At 58.5% G+C, this 22,358-nt stretch carries 18 protein-coding genes; 9 read left to right on the top strand and 9 right to left on the bottom strand.

Annotated elements, in window-relative coordinates; translation table 11 throughout:
• The first annotated feature begins 1 nt into the window (after position 1).
• Positions 2–1,015 carry a tryptophan--tRNA ligase gene (gene trpS, locus SIB58_RS03580; protein WP_066908277.1) on the top strand — a complete coding sequence of 338 codons (1,014 nt, stop codon included), beginning with the start codon at positions 2–4 and terminating at the stop codon, positions 1,013–1,015.
• A 249-nt stretch (positions 1,016–1,264) separates the two neighbouring features.
• Complete coding sequence (locus SIB58_RS03575; protein WP_066908280.1) at positions 1,265–1,978, top strand: glycoside hydrolase family 104 protein; 714 nt, start codon at positions 1,265–1,267, stop codon at positions 1,976–1,978.
• A gap of 105 nt (positions 1,979–2,083) precedes the next feature.
• Here SIB58_RS03575 and SIB58_RS03570 read toward each other — a convergent pair whose 3' ends face one another.
• Positions 2,084–2,395, bottom strand: a complete 312-nt coding sequence (locus tag SIB58_RS03570; protein WP_066908283.1) for a DUF2605 domain-containing protein — start codon at positions 2,393–2,395, stop codon at positions 2,084–2,086.
• Positions 2,396–2,500: 105 nt separating this feature from the next.
• On the opposite strand from SIB58_RS03570, the gene thrS reads away from it, so the two are divergent.
• From thrS to SIB58_RS03535, 7 genes are all read left to right on the top strand, one after another.
• Positions 2,501–4,438, top strand: coding sequence for a threonine--tRNA ligase (thrS, locus tag SIB58_RS03565; RefSeq protein ID WP_066908286.1), 1,938 nt, complete (start codon positions 2,501–2,503; stop codon positions 4,436–4,438).
• Entirely contained in the window at positions 4,435–4,821 is a 387-nt protein-coding gene (locus SIB58_RS03560; protein ID WP_066908289.1) for a DUF1824 family protein, read from the top strand. The genes thrS and SIB58_RS03560 overlap by 4 nt, the downstream gene beginning before the upstream one ends.
• A 91-nt stretch (positions 4,822–4,912) precedes the next feature.
• Positions 4,913–5,989 carry a glucokinase gene (locus SIB58_RS03555; RefSeq protein ID WP_066908292.1) on the top strand — a complete coding sequence of 359 codons (1,077 nt, stop codon included), beginning with the start codon at positions 4,913–4,915 and terminating at the stop codon, positions 5,987–5,989.
• 14 nt (positions 5,990–6,003) lie between these two features.
• The gene (gene thrB / locus SIB58_RS03550) at positions 6,004–6,951 is read left to right on the top strand and encodes a homoserine kinase (RefSeq protein ID WP_066908295.1); all 948 of its coding nucleotides are present in this window, start codon (positions 6,004–6,006) and stop codon (positions 6,949–6,951) included.
• A gap of 72 nt (positions 6,952–7,023) precedes the next feature.
• On the top strand, positions 7,024–8,595 hold the full coding sequence (locus SIB58_RS03545) for an NAD(P)H-quinone oxidoreductase subunit 4 (RefSeq protein WP_066908298.1): 1,572 nt from the start codon (positions 7,024–7,026) through the stop codon (positions 8,593–8,595).
• A 6-nt stretch (positions 8,596–8,601) separates the two neighbouring features.
• On the top strand, positions 8,602–10,719 hold the full coding sequence (locus SIB58_RS03540) for a M3 family metallopeptidase (RefSeq protein ID WP_066908301.1): 2,118 nt from the start codon (positions 8,602–8,604) through the stop codon (positions 10,717–10,719).
• Positions 10,720–10,738: 19 nt separating this feature from the next.
• Positions 10,739–12,208, top strand: a complete 1,470-nt coding sequence (locus tag SIB58_RS03535; protein WP_066908304.1) for an ArgR family transcriptional regulator — start codon at positions 10,739–10,741, stop codon at positions 12,206–12,208.
• Here the strand turns inward: SIB58_RS03535 and SIB58_RS03530 are convergent.
• The 8 genes from SIB58_RS03530 to SIB58_RS03495 form a co-directional block, all read right to left on the bottom strand.
• On the bottom strand, positions 12,180–13,307 hold the full coding sequence (locus SIB58_RS03530; protein ID WP_066908307.1) for an alpha/beta hydrolase: 1,128 nt from the start codon (positions 13,305–13,307) through the stop codon (positions 12,180–12,182). The genes SIB58_RS03535 and SIB58_RS03530 overlap by 29 nt on opposite strands.
• Positions 13,304–13,855, bottom strand: a complete 552-nt coding sequence (locus SIB58_RS03525) for a hypothetical protein (RefSeq protein WP_066908310.1) — start codon at positions 13,853–13,855, stop codon at positions 13,304–13,306. The genes SIB58_RS03530 and SIB58_RS03525 overlap by 4 nt, the downstream gene beginning before the upstream one ends.
• A 5-nt stretch (positions 13,856–13,860) precedes the next feature.
• Complete coding sequence (locus SIB58_RS03520; RefSeq protein ID WP_066908468.1) at positions 13,861–14,556, bottom strand: DUF6629 family protein; 696 nt, start codon at positions 14,554–14,556, stop codon at positions 13,861–13,863.
• A 70-nt stretch (positions 14,557–14,626) separates the two neighbouring features.
• A complete protein-coding gene (locus SIB58_RS03515; RefSeq protein ID WP_066908313.1) occupies positions 14,627–15,241 on the bottom strand; it encodes an esterase/lipase family protein in 615 nt (204 codons plus the stop codon).
• A 1-nt stretch (position 15,242) separates the two neighbouring features.
• Positions 15,243–15,626 (bottom strand): dihydroneopterin aldolase, encoded by a 384-nt coding sequence (gene folB / locus SIB58_RS03510; protein ID WP_197461130.1) that lies wholly within the window; start codon positions 15,624–15,626, stop codon positions 15,243–15,245.
• Complete coding sequence (locus SIB58_RS03505) at positions 15,623–16,939, bottom strand: glutamate-5-semialdehyde dehydrogenase (protein WP_066908316.1); 1,317 nt, start codon at positions 16,937–16,939, stop codon at positions 15,623–15,625. The genes folB and SIB58_RS03505 overlap by 4 nt, the downstream gene beginning before the upstream one ends.
• A gap of 15 nt (positions 16,940–16,954) precedes the next feature.
• Positions 16,955–17,881, bottom strand: a complete 927-nt coding sequence (locus tag SIB58_RS03500) for an ROK family protein (protein ID WP_066908320.1) — start codon at positions 17,879–17,881, stop codon at positions 16,955–16,957.
• 3 nt (positions 17,882–17,884) lie between these two features.
• The gene (locus SIB58_RS03495) at positions 17,885–22,285 is read right to left on the bottom strand and encodes a translocation/assembly module TamB domain-containing protein (RefSeq protein WP_231857098.1); all 4,401 of its coding nucleotides are present in this window, start codon (positions 22,283–22,285) and stop codon (positions 17,885–17,887) included.
• Positions 22,286–22,358 lie beyond the last annotated feature (73 nt).

Raw genomic sequence — 22,358 nt, 5'->3', positions numbered from 1 at the left:
GATGGGGCTGCCTCGTGTTCTTTCGGGCGTCCAGCCGACGGGCGCCCTTCATCTGGGCAACTGGCTGGGAGCGATCCGCAACTGGGTTGATCTGCAGAAGGATCACGACACCTTTTTCTGTGTGGTCGACCTGCATGCCATCACCGTTCCCCATGACCCCGATCGCTTAGCCCAGGACACTCTCAGCACAGCAGCGCTGTATCTGGCCTGCGGCCTGGATCCGAAGCACTCAACTGTTTTTGTTCAGAGCCAGGTGGCCGCCCACAGCGAGCTCTGCTGGCTGCTGAACTGCGTCACACCTCTGAATTGGCTGGAAAGGATGATCCAGTTCAAGGAAAAGGCGGTCAAACAAGGCGACAACGTGTCTGTGGGCCTGCTCGACTATCCCGTGCTGATGGCAGCGGACATCCTTTTATATGACGCTGATCTGGTTCCGGTCGGCGAAGACCAGAAGCAACACCTGGAACTGGCCCGTGACATCGCTCAACAGCGCATCAATGCCCGCTTCGGCAAGGCTGAGACCCCGTTGCTCAAGGTTCCCAAACCACTCATCCTCAAGGAAGGCGCCAGGGTCATGAGCCTGACGGATGGCCGCAGCAAGATGAGCAAGAGCGATCCCAATGAGGGAAGCCGCATCACCCTGCTTGACCCACCCGAACTGATTGCCAAGAAAATCAAACGGGCCAAAACAGACCCTGAGCGTGGTCTTGAATTTGACAACCCCGATCGCCCCGAGACCGACAACCTGCTGGGGCTTTACGCCATCCTCAGCGGCAAGGGACGAGACGCCGTGTCCAAGGAGTGCGTTGAGATGGGCTGGGGCCAGTTCAAACCGCTGCTGGCGGAGGCCACGATTGCTGCTCTCGAGCCCATTCAGGAGCGTTACCGCCTGCTGATGGACGACCGCGCTCAACTGGAGATGGTCCTGCAGCAAGGCCGCGAGCGGGCTGGTGCCGTGGCTTGCTCCACTGTCAGGCGGACGCGAGAAGCCATGGGTTTCCTCAGTGCCAGCTAATCAGTTCCAAATCAATTAAAAAGATTCGCTAATACTTAAAGCCTGATGAGAGCACCAAGCGCATCAAAGGACACGCACTTGATGGGTTGCGCTCCATCAGGCCGGTCTCGCGAGTCCAGCGCCGAGATTTGACTGAGCTTTTCTGCCTAGGCATATCAACGGCAACGCGTCAAGAGAGCGCTCGAGGCCCTCGCCATCAAGCCATGGCATTGACGAAGGTGGCGGCTCCTTTGTTTGGAGTTAACTCGGTTGCTGCATCGATTCACCCAACGGATCCAACCCCTTGTCCAGGCCGCTCCAAAAGCCATCGGTCTTGGCTCGATCGGAATGGGATTGGCGCTTTTCCTGGGACAGAGCCTGCAGGCTGAGCGCTCCAGCGAACGCAATCAGCAGAACCGCATGGTTGCCGAGGCACTGAAGCCGCAGCGATCCGCGAACACCACGGCGGACAACATCAGCGATGCGGCCCTCTCCGGCCAGCCCGCATCGCATTACGCGATCACCCCTGAACGTCGTGCACTGCTTAACACCATTCGCTTTGCTGAAGGCACCTGGAAAGACGGCAAGGATCTCGGCTACCGCATCCTTTACGGAGGAGGCCAGTTTCAGGACCTCTCTCGCCATCCCGAACGTGTGGTCGTCAAGCGATATACCAGCGCCGCAGCAGGGGCTTATCAGTTCCTCCCCACCACCTGGCAGGAAGTCGCCCACAGACTTGACCTGCCCAGCTTCGCCCCTGAGCACCAGGACCAGGCAGCGCTGCATCTCGTTAAAAAGCGTGGCGCCTTGCAGGAGATCGATCGCAATGGCCTCACCAAAGCTGCAATGAATCGGCTCGCACCGGAATGGGCTTCGTTTCCAACCCATGCCGGCCAAAGCGCCTACGGACAACCCGTGAAAAGCCATGCCGAACTGGTGGCCTTCTATGTGACCAATCTGAGTCAGCTGCGTCGGGGCGCCTGAAGGCGCTTCAGCTGACAACGGCAGAGAAACCCTTGCCCAGCAGCGGATAGCGCCATCACCGCATCCTGTTGGGCGACGTGCAGCCAAGAGCCACAAGCGGAAAGCTCATCCTGAGGAACGCGAAACACGGGCCGAAAGAGCCCAGACCTCCATCACCAGCTGATGCCAGGGAGCCATCGCTTTCATCGAGACGGCGACAGGCTCGGATGCGGCCTTCAACAGAGAGCGGGTGGCAGCGATCGAACGCTTTCCGTCAGCGAGACGTTCGGCCAAATCCAGACGATCACCGGACGCGAGAACACTGTCGGGACATTGCTCAAGTATTGACTGACCCCTGGTAAACCAGTGGTCGAAATCAGCAAGCAATGAAGCGAGGAGTGACCTCAGCAAGTCACCACCTTCAGCATCAGAGGACAAGTGAAACGAGCCTCATTCTTTTGCGAGCGTACATCCACTAATAGGATGTTCGTGGCTGTCAGCTGCGGCAACAGCCATCGATCAGATCTCAGGACTCAAGCATCCATGCCCGTCGTCACTCTTCCAAACGGAACCACCAAAAGTTTTGACGGGCCAGTCACCATCGCAGACGTCGCTGCATCAATCGGCCCCGGACTGGCAAAAGCAGCTGTCGCAGGAGTCGTTGACGGTGAATCCTTGGATATGGCTATGCCTATCGAAAAGGATGTTGACCTACGTCTGTTAACAGCAAAAGATGCTGAAGGAATTGACATCATAAGACATTCATTTGCTCATCTCGTAGGACATGCGGTCAAACAGCTTTACCCAGAAGCTCGTATGGCAATTGGTCCTGTCATTAAAGACGGATTTTATTATGACATTGCCTATGACAAACCCTTCACCCCGGAAGACTTAGAAGCCATAGAACAGCGAATGAAAGAGCTGATTGCAAAAGACTACGAAGTGAATGTTGAGGTAGTGAATCGCAACCAGGCAAAACAAGCATTCGAATCCAGAGAAGAGCCATACAAACTGGAAATTGTTGAAGAAATTCCCGATGGCGAGACAATCAAGCTCTATCACCATGAGGAATACACAGACATGTGCCGCGGGCCTCATGTCCCCAATACAAGACACTTGCGACATTTCAAATTAATGAAGGTATCTGGTGCTTATTGGAGAGGTGACTCCAAAAACCAGATGCTCCAAAGAATCTATGGAACTGCCTGGAGTACAGAGAAAGAACTCAAATCGCACTTAAAACAGCTCGAAGAAGCCGAAAAAAGAGATCACCGACGCCTCGGTCGTCAGCTCTCGCTGTTTCACATCCAGGACAATGCACCAGGAATGGTGTTCTGGCACCCACCGGGATGGGCTATCTATCAAAAGCTCCAACAATTCATCCGAAGACGACTAAGAGAAGCTGGCTACCAAGAAATCAGCACTCCTCAGATTGTTGACAGAACCTTGTGGGAGAAATCAGGGCATTGGGACAAGTTTAAAGAAGACATGTTCACAACCTCCTCTGAAAACAGAGACTACGCGGTTAAGCCAATGAACTGCCCGTGTCATGTTCAAATCTTCAACCAGGGATTACGTAGTTATAAAGACTTGCCAGTCAGACTTTCCGAATTTGGCTCATGCCACAGAAACGAGCCATCAGGAACACTTCATGGATTGATGAGGGTCAGAAACTTCGTTCAGGATGATGGGCATATTTTTTGCTCAGAAGACCAAGTTCAGTCCGAGGTTTCTAACTTCATCGACCTTGTATTTGACGTCTACAAAACACTTGGATTTGACACAATTTCAATCAAATTATCTACACGCCCTGAAAAGAGAGTGGGCAGCGACGAAGTCTGGGACAAATCCGAAAAAGCACTCCAAGAGGCACTAGACAATAAAAACCTGGAATGGGAGTTGTATCCAGGAGAAGGAGCTTTCTATGGCCCCAAAATCGAATTCTCTTTACAAGACTGCTTAGGAAGGGTATGGCAGTGCGGAACAATCCAGGTCGACTTCTCAATGCCTGACCGTCTCGATGCAAGCTTCATTGGGGAAGATGGATTACGCCATACACCCGTGATGCTTCACAGAGCAGTTCTCGGCAGTTTCGAACGCTTCATCGGCATCCTGATTGAAAACTATGCCGGTGAATTCCCGTTCTGGCTTGCACCAGAACAAATCAGAATCCTTCCAGTGAGTGATGATGCGAGAAACTTCTCTGAAACGGTCCAGAAACAGTTACTCAATCAGGGTATTTCCGCCACGGTCGATGAATCAGGGGAGCGCCTTGGCAAATTAATCCGCAATGGAGAAAAATCCAAAATCCCTGTGTTGGCAGTGATCGGAGCCAAAGAAGCCGAAAACAACACAGTCAGCCTTCGAAGCAGAAAAAATGGTGATCTTGGGGAAATATCTGTCAACGAATTGATCGATTACTGCAATAACGCGAACAACAATAAATCAGAAGATCCTCTTGTCAAAGCAGTGGATTCATGAAGCTGAGTGACTTAAACCGGTTAAGGACTGCACCAATACTCAGTGCGAATGAGAGGGCCTTATTAATTCCAGATCTTCAGGAACAAATGACTCTTTATCGATGGTTCACAGCTGGAATAATGGCGTTAACGGCTGATCAGGCTGTCGAATCACTTCGCCAGCTTGAACAACATCAGGGCTGGGCCGCTCACGAGCTCATCGCTGATCCCGCACTGGATGGACCGGTTTATCTCAAGGCCAACCAACAGACATTGACCGCCAGAATGCGCATCGAGCATGGTCTCGGGGAAGGAATCCTGATCAGCGGTCACGGCTATGACAACACCGAGCCAAGCGTGACCTGGGGGCCGCTGCCCCTGGATTTCTTCGAGTCGACCAACTGAGGCTTCTCCATCCTTGAGCTGGGTGATCCCAATTGGTTGCCGAGCTTCGGCGTGAGCTCCAGCCTGAAGACAGCAGGCTTGATCCGCAGCCATGGCAGCCAAGACCTACCTGGCAGGCGATCTTGGAGGCACAAAGACACTCCTGAGCATCTACAGGGAGATTGATGGGCAGCTCAAGAAAGAGCACAGCCACCGCTACAAATCAGCGGATTGGCACGATCTCGAGTCGATGCTCAAGCACTTTCTGGATCAGACACCTGCCGAGCTGCCAAGGCCAAACACCAGCTGCATTGCCGTTGCCGGGCCTGTGCATCAGGGCAGCGCGAAGCTCACCAATCTGCCCTGGCAGATGAGTCAGACGTCCTTATCCGCTGCAACGGGTTTGCAACACCTGGAGCTGGTCAATGACTTCGCTGTACTGATCCATGGGCTTTCCCATTTCAGTCACGAGCAACAGGTCGTGTTGCAGATTGGACGCGACCGTTCGACCCCCGCACCTGCCGGTGCCGAAAACGGACCTGTGGCCATTCTCGGTGCGGGAACCGGCCTCGGCATGGCGCGCGGACTACCCACCCCGAGCGGCTGGCTTGCCATACCCAGCGAAGGCGGGCACAGGGAATTTGCACCGCGCAACGAGGCGGAATGGGAATTAGCTCAGTGGCTGAAGCAGGACCTTGGACTGCCACGGTTGTCCATCGAGCGGATTGTCAGTGGCACAGGACTGGGGCATGTGATGAATTGGCTGCTCCATCGTCAGTCGGGGATCGAGCATTTTCTGATGGCTCACGCCCACGCCTGGCGCACCCTGTCTGCCGATCAACCCGGCTATCAAGATCTCCCGTCCTGCACAGGCAAAGCAGCCGCAAACGGTGATCACCTCGCTGGCGAAGCCATGAAACTCTGGCTGGGAGCCTATGGATCCGTCGCTGGTGACCTGGCGCTTCAGGAGCTCTGTATCGGAGGTCTCTGGATCGGAGGGGGAACGGCCCCGAAAAACCTGGATGGACTGGGTTCCAGGCAATTTCTTGAGCCATTGCGGTCCAAAGGACGATTTCGATCTCTGATCGAGGGAATGACCATCCGTGCGGTCATTGATCCGGAAGCCGGATTGTTCAGCGCGGCTTGCCGTGCACGTGATCTTTTGGAGTCGGGTGGGACACTGGCCTGAGCAGAGCAGCAGGGATGGCGCAGCCGCGCATAGGCCAGACCGTGGTGGTGGATGTACCAGCCACCACCGCCAACATCGGGCCAGGCTTTGACTGCCTTGGCGCCGCACTGGATCTCAACAATCGCTTCACGATGCGGCGCATCGAGGGCCATGGAGAACGTTTTGAGCTGATCATCGAGGGACAGGAGGGATCTCACCTGCGAGGCGGTGCTGAAAATCTCGTGTACAGAGCTGCTCAACGCGTCTGGAAAGCGGCCGGAGAAGAACCAGTTGCTCTTGAGGCAAGAGTACGTCTCGCCGTGCCTCCAGCAAGAGGACTGGGCAGCAGCGCCACGGCAATCGTGGCAGGGCTTGTAGGAGCCAACGCGCTGGTGGGAGAGCCTCTGAGTCGGGAAAAACTGCTGGAGCTTGCGATCGATATCGAAGGGCATCCCGACAATGTCGTTCCCTCACTGCTCGGCGGCCTCTGCATGACGGCCAAGGCCGCCTCACAACGCTGGCGGGTTGTGCGCTGCGAATGGATGAACAGCGTCAAGGCCGTTGTGGCGATTCCAGCGATACGACTGAGCACCAGTGAAGCCCGTCGTGCGATGCCCAAGGCTGTGCCGATCAGCGATGCGGTGGTCAATCTGGGGGCACTGACTCTACTGCTCCAGGGATTGCGCACAGGGAATGGCGACCTGATCGCAGATGGAATGCACGACAGGCTGCATGAGCCCTATCGCTGGCGATTGATCAAGGGCGGACAGGAAGTCAAGGAAGCCGCGCTTGCTGCAGGAGCCTGGGGATGCGCCATCAGTGGTGCCGGCCCAAGCATTCTGGCTCTCTGTTGCGAAGAGCATGGTGCAGCCGTCAGCCAGGCGATGGTGAAGGCATGGGAATCCGTGGGAGTTGCCAGTCGCGCACCGCTGCTCAGCCTGCAAACAGCAGGCAGTCACTGGCAGCCCAAGGACGCAGGCTGAGCTCAGAGCTGGGTAGAAGTACTCAGGAGAGGCCTCGGAGCTGATAAGTTCAATCACAATCTGGGGAGTCTTATGGACGCCAACCTGCCGCTGACGGCTGCGTCCGACGCAGGGTTCCCCTGGCTTTCGCTGATCGTGCTGCTTCCTGCAGCAGCAGCGCTGTTGATGCCGCTTCTCCCAGGGGAAGATCAGAACACTTCACCGATCCCACGCAATCTCACGATTGCCGTCCTGCTGGCGGATCTCGGCCTGATGATCGTGGCGTTCAGCCGTCACTACGACCCGCTGGAGAGTCAACTCCAGCTGGTGGAACGGGTCAGTTGGGTGCCAGCCATCGGCCTGGAGTGGTCCCTTGGAGCGGACGGACTGTCAGCTCCACTTGTTGTGCTCAGCGGTCTGGTCACGCTGCTGACCGTTGCCGCCAGTTGGAATATCACCCATAAATCGAGGCTCTATTTCGCACTTCTGCTTGTCCAGGCCTCAGCACAGGCCCTGGTGTTTCTGTCCCAGGACTTCCTGCTGTTCTTCCTGGCCTGGGAGCTGGAACTGGTGCCGGTGTACCTGCTGATTGCCATCTGGGGCGGTCAGAACCGTCAGTACGCGGCAACCAAATTCATTCTCTACACAGCGCTGGCATCTCTGTTGATCCTGATCAGTGGACTGGCCATCGCCAATTCCGGTGACAGCTTCAGCCTCAACATGACTGAGATGGCCCAGCGCTCTCCCGGAGGCAGCTTCGGCCTGCTCTGCTACCTGGGCTTCCTGGTGGGATTCGGTGTGAAATTGCCGATTTTCCCGCTGCACACCTGGCTTCCGGATGCCCACGGTGAAGCGAATGCTCCAGTCTCCATGCTGCTTGCAGGTGTTCTGCTCAAGATGGGCGGTTACGCGCTGCTGCGCTTCAACGTGCAGATGCTGCCGGAAGCCCATTTGGTGCTTGCACCAGCTCTGATCATTCTCGGAATTGTCAACATCGTTTATGGCGCTCTCAACGCCTTTGCCCAGGACAATGTGAAGCGCAGGATCGCCTGCAGCTCAGTCAGTCACATGGGCTTCGTGCTGGTGGGGATCGGCGCCGTCGATGCTCTCGGCCTGAGTGGAGCCATGCTGCAGATGATCAGCCATGGTCTGATCGCGGCAGCGATGTTCTTCGTCACGGGTTGCTTCTACGAACGCACCAAGACCCTCTCGATCCCCAACATGGGAGGCCTGGCCAAGGCGCTGCCGATCACATTCGCTTTTTTCCTTGCCAGCTCCCTAGCCTCACTGGCCCTACCGGGCATGAGCGGCTTCATCAGCGAAATCACAGTGTTCCTCGGCATCACCAGTCAGGAAAGCTTCACCACCTTTTTCAGAGTCACGACCATCGTGCTTGCGGCCATCGGGCTCGTCCTCACTCCCATCTACCTGTTGTCCATGTGCCGGAGAGTGTTTTTCGGACCACGCATTCCCGCACTCGCTTTCGTGAAGGACATGCGCCCTCGGGAAGCGGTGATCGGACTCACCCTGCTTGTTCCAACACTGGTGATCGGTTTCTGGCCTCGGATCGCCATGGATCTCTATGAAGCATCCACCGATGCCCTTGCCTCCGATCTGGCAAGTCACACGGTTGTTGCTGCCCGCGCCCTTCTCCCCACCGGCTGATCACCCATGAGTACCCCAGAACTGCTGCGCGGCAAAGGTCTTCCTCGCTTTGAGGCCATCGACGCTGAGCAGGTCAACAAGGAAATTCCTGTCTTGCTGACCACGCTGAACGATCAGCTAAAAACTCTGGAAACATCGCTGCAGCAGCGCCTCGCCGCGGCCTCACCGCTGAGCTGGGACGAGCTGATGCCCAGCCTGCATCAGCTTGGTGAACGGTTGCGCTGGAGCTGGGGAGTAGTGAGTCATCTCACCGGTGTCCGCAACACTCCAGAGCTGCGTGAGGCCCATGCGAAACAGCAACCCGAGGTGGTGCGCTTCAGCAATCGCCTCGGCCAGAGCCAGGTTCTGCACGAAGCGCTCAGCAGACTGAAAACATCCCCCGCTCAACCGCTGGACGGCACACAAACACGCATCCTCGACGCTGAGCTTCTCTCGATGCAGCATCGCGGAGTGGGCCTGAAAGGGGCTGAGCAAGCTGATTTCAACAGCACAAGTGAGCGGCTCGCCGCTCTCTCGACCAGTTTCAGCAATCACGTGCTGGATGCCACGCAGACATGGAATCTGGTGATCCACAATCGTGAACAGCTTCAGGGAGTTCCCGACCGTGCCCTGGCAATTCTCGCTGCAGCTGCAGCTGAAGCCGGGGATCAGTCAACTGACGGTTCAGCACCAACCGCTGCCGAAGGTCCCTGGCGTCTGGGTCTGGACATGCCGCGTTACATCCCGGTCATCACCCACGCCAAGGACCGAAACCTGCGCGAGACCCTTTACAAAGCACACGTGAGCAGAGCCAGCCATGGCGATCTGGATAACGCACCGCTGATCGAGGAAATCCTGCAGCTGCGGCGTGAGCAGGCATCACGGCTCGGGTATGCCAACTGGGCGGAGCTCAGCCTTGCCTCCAAGATGGCGGATGATGTTTCAGCTGTTGAGTCACTGCTGGAAGAGCTGAGATCCTCGGCGATGCCTGTGGCTCAGAACGAGCTCCAGGAACTGCGTGAATGCGCCCTGAGTCATGGTGCCGCCGAAGCCGATGCACTGGCCCCGTGGGATGTGACCCACTGGGCGGAACAGCTCAGACGCGAACGTTTTGATCTCGATCAGGAAGCCCTGCGTCCCTGGTTCCCGCTCCCCCAGGTGCTCGAGGGGCTGTTCGGCCTCTGCGAACGCCTGTTCAGCATCCGTATCAAGCCCGCAGACGGTGAGGCGCCCATCTGGCATGAGGATGTGCGCTTCTTCCGAGTGATGGACTGCAGCGGTGAGCATCTGGCGGCCTTTTATCTGGACCCTTTCAGCCGTCCTGCCAGCAAACGCGGCGGTGCATGGATGGATGAGTGCCTGAGCCGTCAGCGCAATGCCGACGGTGATCTCACCCTGCCGGTGGCATACCTGATCTGCAATCAGACACCTCCTTCAGGCGACACGCCCAGCCTGATGAGCTTCGAGGAGGTGGAAACCCTCTTCCATGAATTTGGTCACGGCCTCCAGCACATGCTCACCACGGTTGAGCATCCGGAAGCGGCTGGCATCAACAACGTGGAATGGGACGCCGTGGAGCTTCCCAGCCAGTTCATGGAGAACTGGTGTCTCGATCGAAGCACCCTGATGGGGATGGCCCGCCACTGGCAGACGGGAGAGCCACTACCGGAGGCCGATTATCAGAAGCTCTGCAGCAGCCGCACCTTCATGCAGGGGAATGGCACGCTTCGGCAGGTGCATTTCGCCCTGACAGATCTGCGCCTCCACAGCCAATGGACCCCGGATCTGAAGATCAGCCCGGATGCGTTCCGTCGCCGCATCGCTGAAACCACCAGCGTGCTGCAACCGGTGGAGGAAGACCGCTTCCTCTGCGCATTCGGCCACATCTTTGCCGGCGGATACGCCGCTGGCTATTACTCCTACAAATGGGCCGAGGTGCTCAGCGCCGATGCATTTGCTGCCTTTGAGGAAGTGGGTCTGGAGAAAGACGATGACGTCGCCGCCACAGGGGAACGTTTCCGCAATACGGTCCTCAGCCTTGGTGGCAGTCTGCGGCCTGCCGAGGTCTATCGACGCTTCCGCGGCAGGGACGCCACCAGCGCTGCGCTCATCCGCCATACGGGTCTGGCGGTCTCGGCGTCCTGATCAGATTGAGGCCTGAGCCATGGCAGACAATCTGCTCAGGCTCAGTGCAACCTGGGGCCATTGCACTGACGATGGCACTGATCTCGCGCCTCTGATCGCGCTGGATGAAGCACTGGAGCAAAGCAGCTTGCGACGCGGCATCAGTCGTGATGCGTTTATCAAAGAGCTGCTCAGCGATCTTCACCATCAACGTTTGATCCCGCTGTTACTGATGCTTCCTCGCCGCTGGCGCGGACAGAGCGCCAGCCTGCCGGAGCATCTGCGCAGCCTGGGGAGCCTGCTGGAAAACAATCTGGTCAGTCCACTGCTGTTAGCAACCCTGGCCGATGACCTACAGCACATGTTGCCCGCAGTCTCCAAATCCTCAGCCATCAATGCCCTTGAGCGCTGGTGCCAGCGAACGGTCAAAGTCAGCGCTGAACAAAACCTGGACCTGCCGCAAACCCTCGAGGCGCTCTGGTCGATGACGGCGGAAGCCGTGGAGGAATTGCCGGTGATGCCGAAGAAGTCCTCAGGAACTTTGGCGAAGATCAGTGCCATGGGCGGGGTTCTGACCTGGAGCAACCGCGGACTCCCCAATGTGCAGACAGAAGCTGAACGACTGCGCAACCGTCTGCTGGCTCAGATCCTCAATGTGCTGGGGAGTAACCGACTGCCGAGAGCAGGGACTGCATCCGAACCATTCAGATTCGAAAGCGTCAGCAGTGGCCGTGAGCTGTTGAATCATCTGAACAGCCAGGGATGGCAGTCTTGCGCTCGGATTCGCACGAGTGTGGCCAGTTTCGGCCTCGGTGCCAGCACTCGCGTGGAGGAGCAATGGCTGCAGATTCCCCTTGCGGTGCCTTATCGGACCGCTCTGGTCGATGCAACAGGCGAAGAGATCCAGGCACTGATGCCCCACTCCTCCTTGGAAATGGAACTGCAGCCTCCCAGCGGCTCACCGCTGTTGTTGCAGTACTACCAGGGCGTTGAAGGACTGAATGGCTGGGCGGCCCTCAATGAGCTACATCGTCCATGGCAGAACGACCGGAGCAATGGCACCGTTGCCTATCAACCCACCGAACTCAGAGGCGAACAGCTGGGCGAAACCCTCGACCTCTGTGAGCTCATGGCGGCAGTGCACAACAGCGAAGCCCAGTTCAGCCATCTTCATATGGGCGGATACGGAGCGCTGGGGTTCTGCATCGATTCCACAGCCCTGCTGGAGCAGGCCATCACGGGCACAACCAATCTGTTCCCGCTGACGCTCGGAGACCTGTGGCGTCAGCGACTGCACCGCCAGTTGCAACATCAACTGGACGCTGGTCTGCAAGCGACCGACGACAGCGTGAACCGCTACCGCCTCGCCCTGGACCAGCTGCCCCAGGACCTCTTTCACGACAACCAGTCTCGACCTGAGGCTCATCGCAGGTTGAAAGCAAGCCAGCCAAGACACAGCCCTTTCGCGCTGGTGCGCGCTCTTAACGGAGAGCTCTCAGCGGAGGACTGAGCGCCGAACGCTCCAGTTCCTGGCAGATGGCCTCGACAACCGAGCCGCGGAAAGCAGTAGAGAATGGACCGGATGAGCCGTTGTGACTCATCCCCTCGATCATGTAGCGCTGCAGCGTGTGATGACGTTGCCAGCGATTCCAGTTGGTGAGTGGAAGCAGGGGCAAACGACCGGGGTAAGCGATCCGCCCCAGAGCCGCCACGGGATCTCGGCTGCCCAACACCATGGCCACATCATTGACAGACTCGAGCGCGCCGTTGCCGCTGAAGACGCCACAGACCGTGATCACCTGAACCCTCACACGACAGAGCTGCTGCAGAATCTCAGCCGTTCCAATCGCCATCTCTCCACCTCCGCTGTAACCGACGAGGACGATGCGAGAAGCCTGATGGGGACGGAAGCCGATCGCATCGAGACGACGGGCGATCTTCAATGCCAACTCGTAGTTCATCACAGGGCCATAACGGCGATCCGAGGAGATTCCAACCTTGATCACGTTGTTGGCCTGCACGCAGAAGGCGCAGATGAAGCGAACCAGACCATTGGGGTGATGCTCCTGGAGGGCGAACAGGCGCTGCCAGAACCAGCCGGCGAAAGTGGTCGAGCGCAGTCCAACATTGGTGATCGTGTAGGCCTCGATCCCTTTCACCAGCATCGTGTCATCCGCAATCGACTCCTGCAGACAGCTGAGGAAATCGCTCACACGCGGTGGATGACTCTCTTCACTCTGATGAATGCCATCGAGATAGACGACATAGTGACGATGCCGATCAGAGCCCTCGCTGCCCGACGCAAAAAGGTGGCTGGGATCTGGAAGACCATGCATCCAGCCTTCCCAGAAGACGAAATCCACCATCACCGAATAGACACCAACCAGTGCGACCACCACCACCAGCACGATCCCGAACCAGGTGAGCAGCTCCAGCAGCGATTCCGGTTGCAGCAGGGAGGTCGCATCGCGACGCACAGCGGTCAGACCAAGCAGGCCGAGCATGGCGACACAGACCAGCGCCACCACCAGCCAACGGCGCACATGCCGAAGACGACGACGTTGATGCTGGACAGCTGCTTGAGTTTCTGCGTGGGGAGACCCTGTCATGGCGACGTCAGGGCTGACACCTCTGTAGCGAGCATGGCGTAGCTCGTGCGCCAGCGCTGAGCAAACAGCAAGCCCACCAGCAGCAGCGCGAGCACAAATCCAGGCAGAGCCACCACCAGGCTCGTCTCCAGGGGGATGTTGTAAACCGCCTGAAGCAGCAACATCACATTGAGATGGATCCAGGCCAGCAGGGTCACTGCAATCAGATCGCTCACATAAGGAGCCGCCGCCAGCACATAAAACAAACCTGGCCACATGGCGGCACCCATGCGATTGGCGAAGGTGATCGGTTGCAAAGGAACACCTTCGAGAAGCATCAGCATCAGGCTGTGGCAGAGGATTCCGAGCAGAAAAGCCAGACTGAGCACCAGAGCATCCACGATCATGTGCATCAGGATCTGCATCGGCGTCAGTCGATTGGCGAGCAACGCGAACAGATGCGAGGCAGACATCGAGAATCCAACGCCGATCAGCAGTCCGACGCCGGTATCCATGGCCAGCAGAACCTGGCCCATGGACTCCAGAAATGCCAACAGCTGGTCAGCCATCGGCTTCAGGCCTGACGCAGATGGGGACGATTAACGATCCAGATCACAACGATCGAGAGCACGGCGCAGTAGAAACACCAGACCGAATTGAAAGTCGCGCTGTAAGTGGCCCAGGTGAGGAAGATCGACACGAAAATGAGCACACCAAACAGCTTTACTGCTTTGTCACTGAGGGCAATCAACGGCAAAACAATGAAGGCCCAGTACACCAGTTCACCGATCGGTTCCGTATTCACGAAGTTGTGCAGGATGCTGTGCAGATCGGAAATGTTGTAGAGAAGTCGACCATTGCTGTGAACCGCTGGTTGAATCGCCGGCGGGTTGAAGAGCATCGGCAGATAGAAGGCGATGCCGAGAACAGTGGCCACAATCGCGACCCATTTCAAACGTCGTTGCAATCCCTTGGAGTCCGTACTTCGGCTGACGGACCATGCGCTCCACGGGATCCAGATCATCCAGAAGCAATAGGCGAAGAAGAGAAAACCGAGCCCACCGATCGTTGCGAGGGGCTCGATGCCGCCACGGTCGATCGCAGTCCATTCCAGACCCTCGACAAATTGCTGAACCCCAAAGAAGAACGGCACCAGAGCGAGAGGTTTGTAATCAGGCCGCTCATGACTCGTGGCCAGATGATGCGAATAAAGACCGAGAGGAACGAGCACTGCTGATGCCGTGAAACTTGCCGAAGCCGAAAAACACATGCGCGGCAGGACATGGATGACATCCAAAGTGTGCCCATCAGCACAGAACATGTCACTGTTCGCGCACCAATCAGTCACTCAGAAGCGTTCTCAGCAAAACATCAAGCGATCGGGGATGCGACATCAACTGCTGATGGGTGAATACAGGAACACTGCTCACGAGTCCTATTGGCAGATGGGCCTGCCACCCCGGGAAAACCATCAAATCCCAGCGACAGTAATAACTGACGCAGTCCAATCCCTTGAGCGTCTGCAGATCAGCGTTGAGAGAACGCAACAGAGGACTGCCTCGTTTCATGTCGGCCAGCCCGGCGCAAAGCCATGAGGGAATCCATTGAGCCGTGACAGTTCCCCGCTGAGGACTGCCAACACTGACAAATCGATGGGTGCGTTTTGCACCACCCAGCTGCTGCAGCCAGACACGCCCGATGATGCCGCCCATCGAAAAACCAAGCAGGTCCACCTCCATGTCGTCACCCCAGCGCTCACGGATGTGAACGTCGAGCTGCTCCGCCAGGGTACGCAGAGGAACAGCCCCCAGGCGGTGCGGAAGATGGGGCACGAGCAGTGGAACGTCATGCACCTCCAATCGACGGACCAATCGCCGAAACAGATGCGGCGTATCCCAGAGGCCATGGACAAGGACCAGCGGTCGCCGTGATGAAGAAGGCACCGTGGTGGTCATATCAGAACGGCTTACGGCGCCAGCGCTCAAGGCTCACCGTACCCGCGAAACCTGGAATCGGAGCATGACATTTGCTCAGCCGAAGATGGATCGGCAAAGCCCCATAGATCCCCTCAAGCTCTTCAAACATGCGCTCACTGAAATGTTCGAGGGTATGGCAGCGGATCTCGGCAGCAAGGCGCTGCAGAGCCTGCACTCCCAGGCTGTAATCAGCGGTGGCCGCCAGTGAATCAGCAGTGGCCGACTGGCTCAGATCAAGATGCAACTCCAGATCAACACGGAACCACTGACCATGTTCACGCTCATGGTCGAGGACCCCGACATGGGCCCAGAGTCGGAGATTGTCGACTCTGATGATGTCCAGGAAATGGGTGACGTTGCTCATCCCTCCAGATCCACATGGCTGAAGCGACGCGCACCCGATGCATAGTCGGCAGCGATGTGGCCGTCACCACGCAATCGATAGCGATAGGTCACCAGTCCCTCCAAGCCCACGGGACCTCTTGGAGGCAAAGTCTGCGTACTGATGCCCACTTCTGCGCCGAATCCATAGCGGAAGCCGTCGGCAAATCGAGTGGAACAGTTGTGATAGACACCGGAGCTGTCGACTGAGCGAAGGAATCGCTCCGCAGTGGAGAGGTTATGGGTTGCGATCGCCTCGGTATGGCGTGAGCCATAGCGACGGATGTGTTCAAGAGCTGCATCGAGATCGTCCACAAGACGAACGGACAGGGTCAAGGCCAGGTATTCCGTGCTCCAGTCCTCATCAGCCGCGGCCTCACTGATCCCAAGTGCACAGGCGCCTGGATCGCCGAGCAGCCGCACACCTGCCGACTGGAAGGCGGGGATGGCCTTCTCCAGGAAAGTGCCGGCGATATCGGCATGCACCAGCAGGGTCTCGATTGCATTGCAGGCAGCCGGATACTGCACCTTGCTGTCCAGGGCAATGGTCACAGCCTGATCAGCGTCCGCCTCGGCATCCACATACAGATGACAGATCCCATCGGCATGGCCGAGCACGGGAATGCGGGTGTTGTCCTGAATGAAGCGCACCAGTTCGTTACTGCCCCTGGGGATAATCAGATCCACCAATCCCTCAAGGCGCAGCATTGCAAGGCTGTCTTCACGGGTGGTGAGCAGAGCGAGGGCCTCGGGAGCGACCGAGGTGGCCGCGAGTCCCTCCTGCAGTGCTGCCATGACTGCCTTGTTGGTGCACTCGGCTTCACGTCCACCCTTGAGGATCGCCCCGTTACCGGACCGGATCGCCAGTGAGGCAATCTGGATTACAGCATCCGGTCGGGCCTCGAAAATCACACCGACGACCCCGAGAGGGACGCTGACGCGTTCAAGCACAAGACCGTCATCAAGCTCCCGGTGCAACTGACGTCGGCCGAGGGGATCAGCAAGCTCTGCCAGCTGTCGCACCCCGGTGATTGCTCCTTCAAGCTTGACTTCATCGAGCTTGAGACGGGCCATCAGTGCCGGAGCCAGCCCGTTGTACTCGGCGTTCTCACGGTCAGTACGGTTCGCGGCAACGATGGCGCCGGTGTGCGCACGGAGTGACTCCGCCATGGCCAGCAGCGCCTGCCGACGCTGGTCATCGCTGGTCAGGCCCAGATTGGTGGCGGCACGGCGCAGGCTCACCGCCACAGACAGAAGCTCCGGGGAGGGGTCTGGAACGGCCTGCACGGGCAACATTGAGAACGACTTCCATCATCCCGCCTGGGGAGACGCTGAAGGCAACAGCCGCTGAATCGCCAGGCGTGCGGCGCCCAGACGCCCCGCGCCATTGCCTAGTGCACACGCCTTGATCTGTAGGCCCTCGCGACTCACCGCCTGAACACGGGTGGCCACCTCATGACGCACCGCAGGCAGGAAATGCTCACTGGCCCCAGCCAGTCCCCCCCCAACCAGCACCAGCTGCGGCGTGAAAAGGTAAACGAGCGAGCTGATGCCTGTGCCGAGAAGCTGGCCGTAGCGCTCCCAGTGCGCCCTGGCCTGAGCATCCCCACTGGATGCGGCCAGGGCCAGTGAGGACGGCTCAGTGCCACTTAGCCGCTTCAAGCCGGCGATACTCGCAAACTGCTCCAGCGACCCCCTGTTGCCGCTGTTGCACTCAGGTCCATCAGGAAACAGCGTGATCAGCCCCGGTTCCGCGGCGGCTCCGTTGTGACCTGTGAATAACTGGCCACCGAGCATCACCCCTCCGCCAACACCGGTTCCAAGAGTCAGCAACACCACATCACTGCAGCCCAGGGCCGCGCCTTTCCAGGCCTCACCCACGAGAGCGCAGTTCCCGTCATTGGCGAGGGTGACCCTTCGCTGCAGGCGTGGTTCAAGCCACGCAGCCAGTGGAACCTCCTCCCAGCCCGGCAGATTGATGCAGACGCGGGCCACTCGCGCTTGGGCATCCATCGGACCCGGCAGGCCAATCCCGACCACCGAAGCCAGGTTATGGGGATCGAGGCTTCCGATCGCGTCAACGATCTCCACACAAACTGATCCAGGTGTGGCGGGTTGAGGCGTTGGACGCTGGTGGTCCGCCAGTAGATCCCCTTTAAGGCTGAACAGACCGAGCTTGATCGCGGTTCCACCGAGATCCACACCCAGAACGCACCGATCAGCACTCGATTGAGCCATCGATCAAAACCGCATGAAAAGCTGCAGCTGGCTCTGCCAGGTGCCCTGACTATCAACCGATCCGGACAGACTCAGGTTCGGATTGATCTGATACGTCACGGTGCCCTGCGACGGGATGTCGTTGCGATTGGGAGCAGCCAGCACCGAGAAGTCGAAGCGTTCAGTGATGGCAACACCCACTTCGGTCACGAGGGCGAGCTGGGGGGGGACCTGTCCAGAAACACGATCCTTTTCATTCTGAACAATGGTGGAGACGTAGGTCGGATAGAGGGCAAACTGCAGCCTCTGGCTGAACGAATCCGAGAGCGTCCCGAGGACCGGAGACAACAGCGACTGCCCCAGAACAGCGGCCAGAGCGGCACCGGCGCCAGCTCCCGATAGACCAGCCAGTGAGTTGCCGCCGATCAGAGCCAGCAGCTGCGGCTGGGGAAGAGATGGTGTGCTGCGCAGACGGATGCTCTGAGACAGACGGTCGGCCGGTCCGCTGGCCGAGAGCATCACCTTGATGAGGCGGAGCTCTCCTCCGGCACCGAGATTGCCAAGACCGTTGGTATCGAATATGGATTTGGAGAAGGCGTTGTCGTCGTCGTTGGTGGTCACGTTGTCGGAGACCCGCGTGACCATGGCGATATCCACGTAGGGGATCAGCCCGAGCGACGGGGTGAAGACCGCGACATTTGGGGCAGCACGATCAAGGTTGAAAGTCGTGGTGAACATGGTCACCCGACCGGACAGCAGTTGAACAACTCCCCGCAGTTCCAGGCTGGGATCCAGAGCCCCGTTGAGGTTGAGAAGCCCCGCTGTGGTGAAGTTGTACCACGGTTGCATCTCAACTCTCAGCTTGGGACCAAGCGTGACGCGCAGGTCGCGGAATCCGATGAAGGGCAGCTTGGGCAAAGACGCCTTGATCGAGCGGCTCGTCTCCGCCTCAACATCAGCACCCCGGAGAACCAGTGGCTCTTTGAAGTCCCACTTTTCCTCCAGGAGTTCATCAACGGAAGCGGCCTCGGTGGAGAACGCCTTTGTGGAGTCTGTTTTCTGAGCCAGTGGGTTCCTGACGCGGGAGAGCACTGAGCGACCAGGCCGAATCGCTCCATCACTGACCTCGAGAATTCCGCCGATCTGTGGATTCACCACAGCTCCGGTAATCATCAGGTCAGCGCCGACGTTCACATCAGCATTGGGAAGCTTCAGGCGAGCCTTTTCGAGCTGGATTCGCAGGGGCTTGGGCTCAGGATTGGGGCGCAGAAGCGCTAAGGCACCACTTCCCTCGAGCTGACCACCAGAGCCGAAACGACCCTTCAGCGACTGCACTTCCAAGCGGTCAAAGTCGAAGACCATGGAGCCATTGACTTTGGCAAGGCTCTGGCCCTGAGCCTTGAACGCAGCCTCCTTGATCACGATGTAGCCATTGGCCTTCGGCGCTCGCAGAGTGCCACCGAGCAACAGGCGAAGATCCGCATCACCCTTCTCCCAAGACACGGTGTCATTGGTGAGTCCTGTCAGGAACTTCAGGCCATCGCCAAGACTCACGATCCGGACATCGAGTGGCTGATCAGCCGCAAATGGAATCCTCCCGGTAACGGTCACTGGCTCTGTAGAGGTTTCGGAAACAAGAGCAAGGTCGAGCTTGAGAGCCTGATCACTCAGCAGCACCTGGCCGCGTTTGAGCGCAATCGGGTTGGGGCCGAGGCGCGCATCTTCGAGCACCAACTCACTGCTAATCGCTGCCTTGGAGCCATCGAGTCGATAAGTGCCGCTCATGCCAAGTGCTCCCATCAGTGACCTCGGGACGGGTGCAACCAGTGCCAGGAGGCTGAAGGGCAGATGGGCAAAGGAGAACTGCCCCTCTCCTCCCTGAAGTGGACCTTCTATCCGTGCGGTGAAGGGTTTCACTTGCAAGGCGTAATCCGCATCATCACCTTCGATCCAGAGATGCCCCCGGGCATTGAGATCAAGGTTGAGACGACTGATCCGAGGACCGGTCAGATCGATCACCGCATCCACCTGACCGCGGAGATCCTCAAGCCGGAAGGGTTCACGGTCACGGTTCTCCTGCCGTGCCTGCAGCAGGGCTTTCCGGGCGTCACGCAAGGCCTGAAGTTGCCCGTCCAGATTGCCGCCGAATGTATTCACCAGCAGCGTGCCCAGATCTGCCGCTGAGCCCTGCTCCAAAGGAGCATCCTGATTGAGCCTGGGCAGGCTTAGGGCACTGTTGCTGAGCCAGCGAGCGCTCAGTCCCCTCGCCACGGCCTCACCCTTGAAAGGACCATCAACCCGTCCTTCGGCATCCACTGTGATCTGGCCCGTATCCGGTGGCAGCAACTCGCCCGTGATCGCGTAACGACGATCCGAATAACGGCCGGTGAGCAGAATCTGCTGAAGCTGCAGCCCCATGATTCCAGGACGTTTGATGCTCAGATCGCCTGTCATGGCGAGCGGTTGCAGCCCAAGAGTGCCCTCACCACTCAAGCGGCCATACACCCCTTCCCAGCGTTGCCTGGGAGGAAGGGCCAGTTCAAGTCCATCGACCGTCAGGTCATTGGCTGTCCATTGGTAAGCAGCCGGCGTTCCTCTGAGCTGCAGATCCCCCTTGCGACGGCGCAGCATCACTTCGCTGGGAAGCCAGTTCGCACCTAGCCGGGCCTCAAGTGATCCCGCAATGACCGCTCCAACCGACGCCATCGACAGCACCCCGCCTCCACCGGAGCGACCGAGGAAGGTTCCACTCCAGTCCTCCATCAGACGCACAGCACCCGCCCGCGGATGATTCACTGCAAGACGCAGATCAGGCCGCAGTGCATCAAGAGGGCCCTGCACCCGCCCGGATGCCGCAATCGTTCCATCCATTTCCGTACCCAGAAGAGGTCCCAGCCGCTTCAGGGGGTAGGACTCAAGACGCAGATCGGCCTCCAGTGGCCCGGTTTTCAGACCACCTGCACCGAGGCTGAGCGGCATCCGGGCGCGGGCGGTGAGATCAGGACTGCGGAACTGCTCAAGCTTCAGCAATCCCGATTGCGCAGTCCAGCCAGCCTGCAGCGACCAGGCCTGCAGCAAGGGATTGCTGGCCTGAGCGATGGCGAGAGACAGCTCCGGCTTGGATGATGCACCGGTCAATCTCAGCTCTCCTTTAAGGGGAGCTGCAGTCCCGAGAAGAGACGGGACCAGAGGCAGGCGCTTCCAGGCGGGCCCCGCCAGATCAAGCCGTTGGGTCGCAACTTTCAGCTGAGGGTGCAAGGCACCCTTGGCCTTCACATCCAGGCCAGGTGCTTTGAGGTCAAGCCCATCCAGTGTTGCCGACCAGTTTTGGGAGTCGCTCCAATCAGCACTCAGTTGAGCACCAAGTCGAAGAGGTCCGTCCACCGGGATGGTGTCCGGCAAAGCCCAGAGCCCATTGATGCGCAATTTCGGTTGATACCAGTCGCCGTTCAGCTGGAAAGCCAAATTGCGGTTCTGATCCAGTTCCTTCAGAGCCCCCTTCAGATCAAAGGAACGATTGAGACGCACGCTGCCTCCAAGTGAAGCCCTGTAAGGCCCGTAAGCCCATCGACTGTTCGTGACTTTGAGCACGTCCCCACGACAACTGACGCGCAGCTGTGGCGACTCGAGCGTGTGCTCCATGGCCTGGCCGCTGAACTCCGCTCTCTGCAGGGACACTCCCCCGCTGCAATTGGCTTGTCCCCGACTCCAGCCCAGGCGCAGGTTGCCTCCTAGCTGCCCCCGCATCTGAAGGGGCAGCTTCGACGGCAGCAGGCCCTGATAGCGAGCCAACTGAATCCGTTCCAGTCGGGTGGTGAGCTCAAACTCCGGGCGGACCCAGCGCCCCCGTGCCTTGACGGTGATGCGCCCCCTCTCTGGAAGCACAAACTTGAGGACGCCATCAGCCCTGTGCTCATCAAGACGGATACCGCTCCAACCTGCAGCTGTGAGACTGAGTCCCGCAGGAGCGATACGGATCCTGGCAGGGTTGCTGAAACGCACCTTCAGATCCACTCGAGGTGGGTCGCCCTGTTTTGGGAAGGGGCCTGGAACCCAGTAAGCACCCTTGTTATTGCGCCGAAGCTCGAGATGAGCTCCTCTGACCCGCACCTGCAACACAGGCCTGAGTCGCTGCACTGTGGCCAGGGGATCGAGCCCGATGGTGATGCGCTGAATCTCCGCAGTCGATTGATCAAGTGGACCTTTGCCGACCTGAACAGGTCCTAAAGCGATTCCCTGCAGACCCAGGCCGCGATAGCGACCGATGCTGACGGGATGACCGAGGGGCCTGGAAATCTGAGCCTCGATCCCTGGACGCACACGCTGAAAAAGTGAAGCAGCGCAGCGATCGGCCGCAAACCAGAGCGCGCCCCCACCGATGAGGGATCCTCCAAGAACAGACAGAACGAGCCTGTTACGTCGCATGCTGGTTGGACCTCCTCGCATCGATGCCCGTCAATACGCCGGAGGTCGACGCAATATAAGGACCACATTCCCA

Source organism: Synechococcus sp. MIT S9504 (assembly GCF_047497135.1).
GTDB lineage: Bacteria > Cyanobacteriota > Cyanobacteriia > PCC-6307 > Cyanobiaceae > Synechococcus_C.
This window is presented reverse-complemented; position numbering and strand designations above follow the sequence as displayed.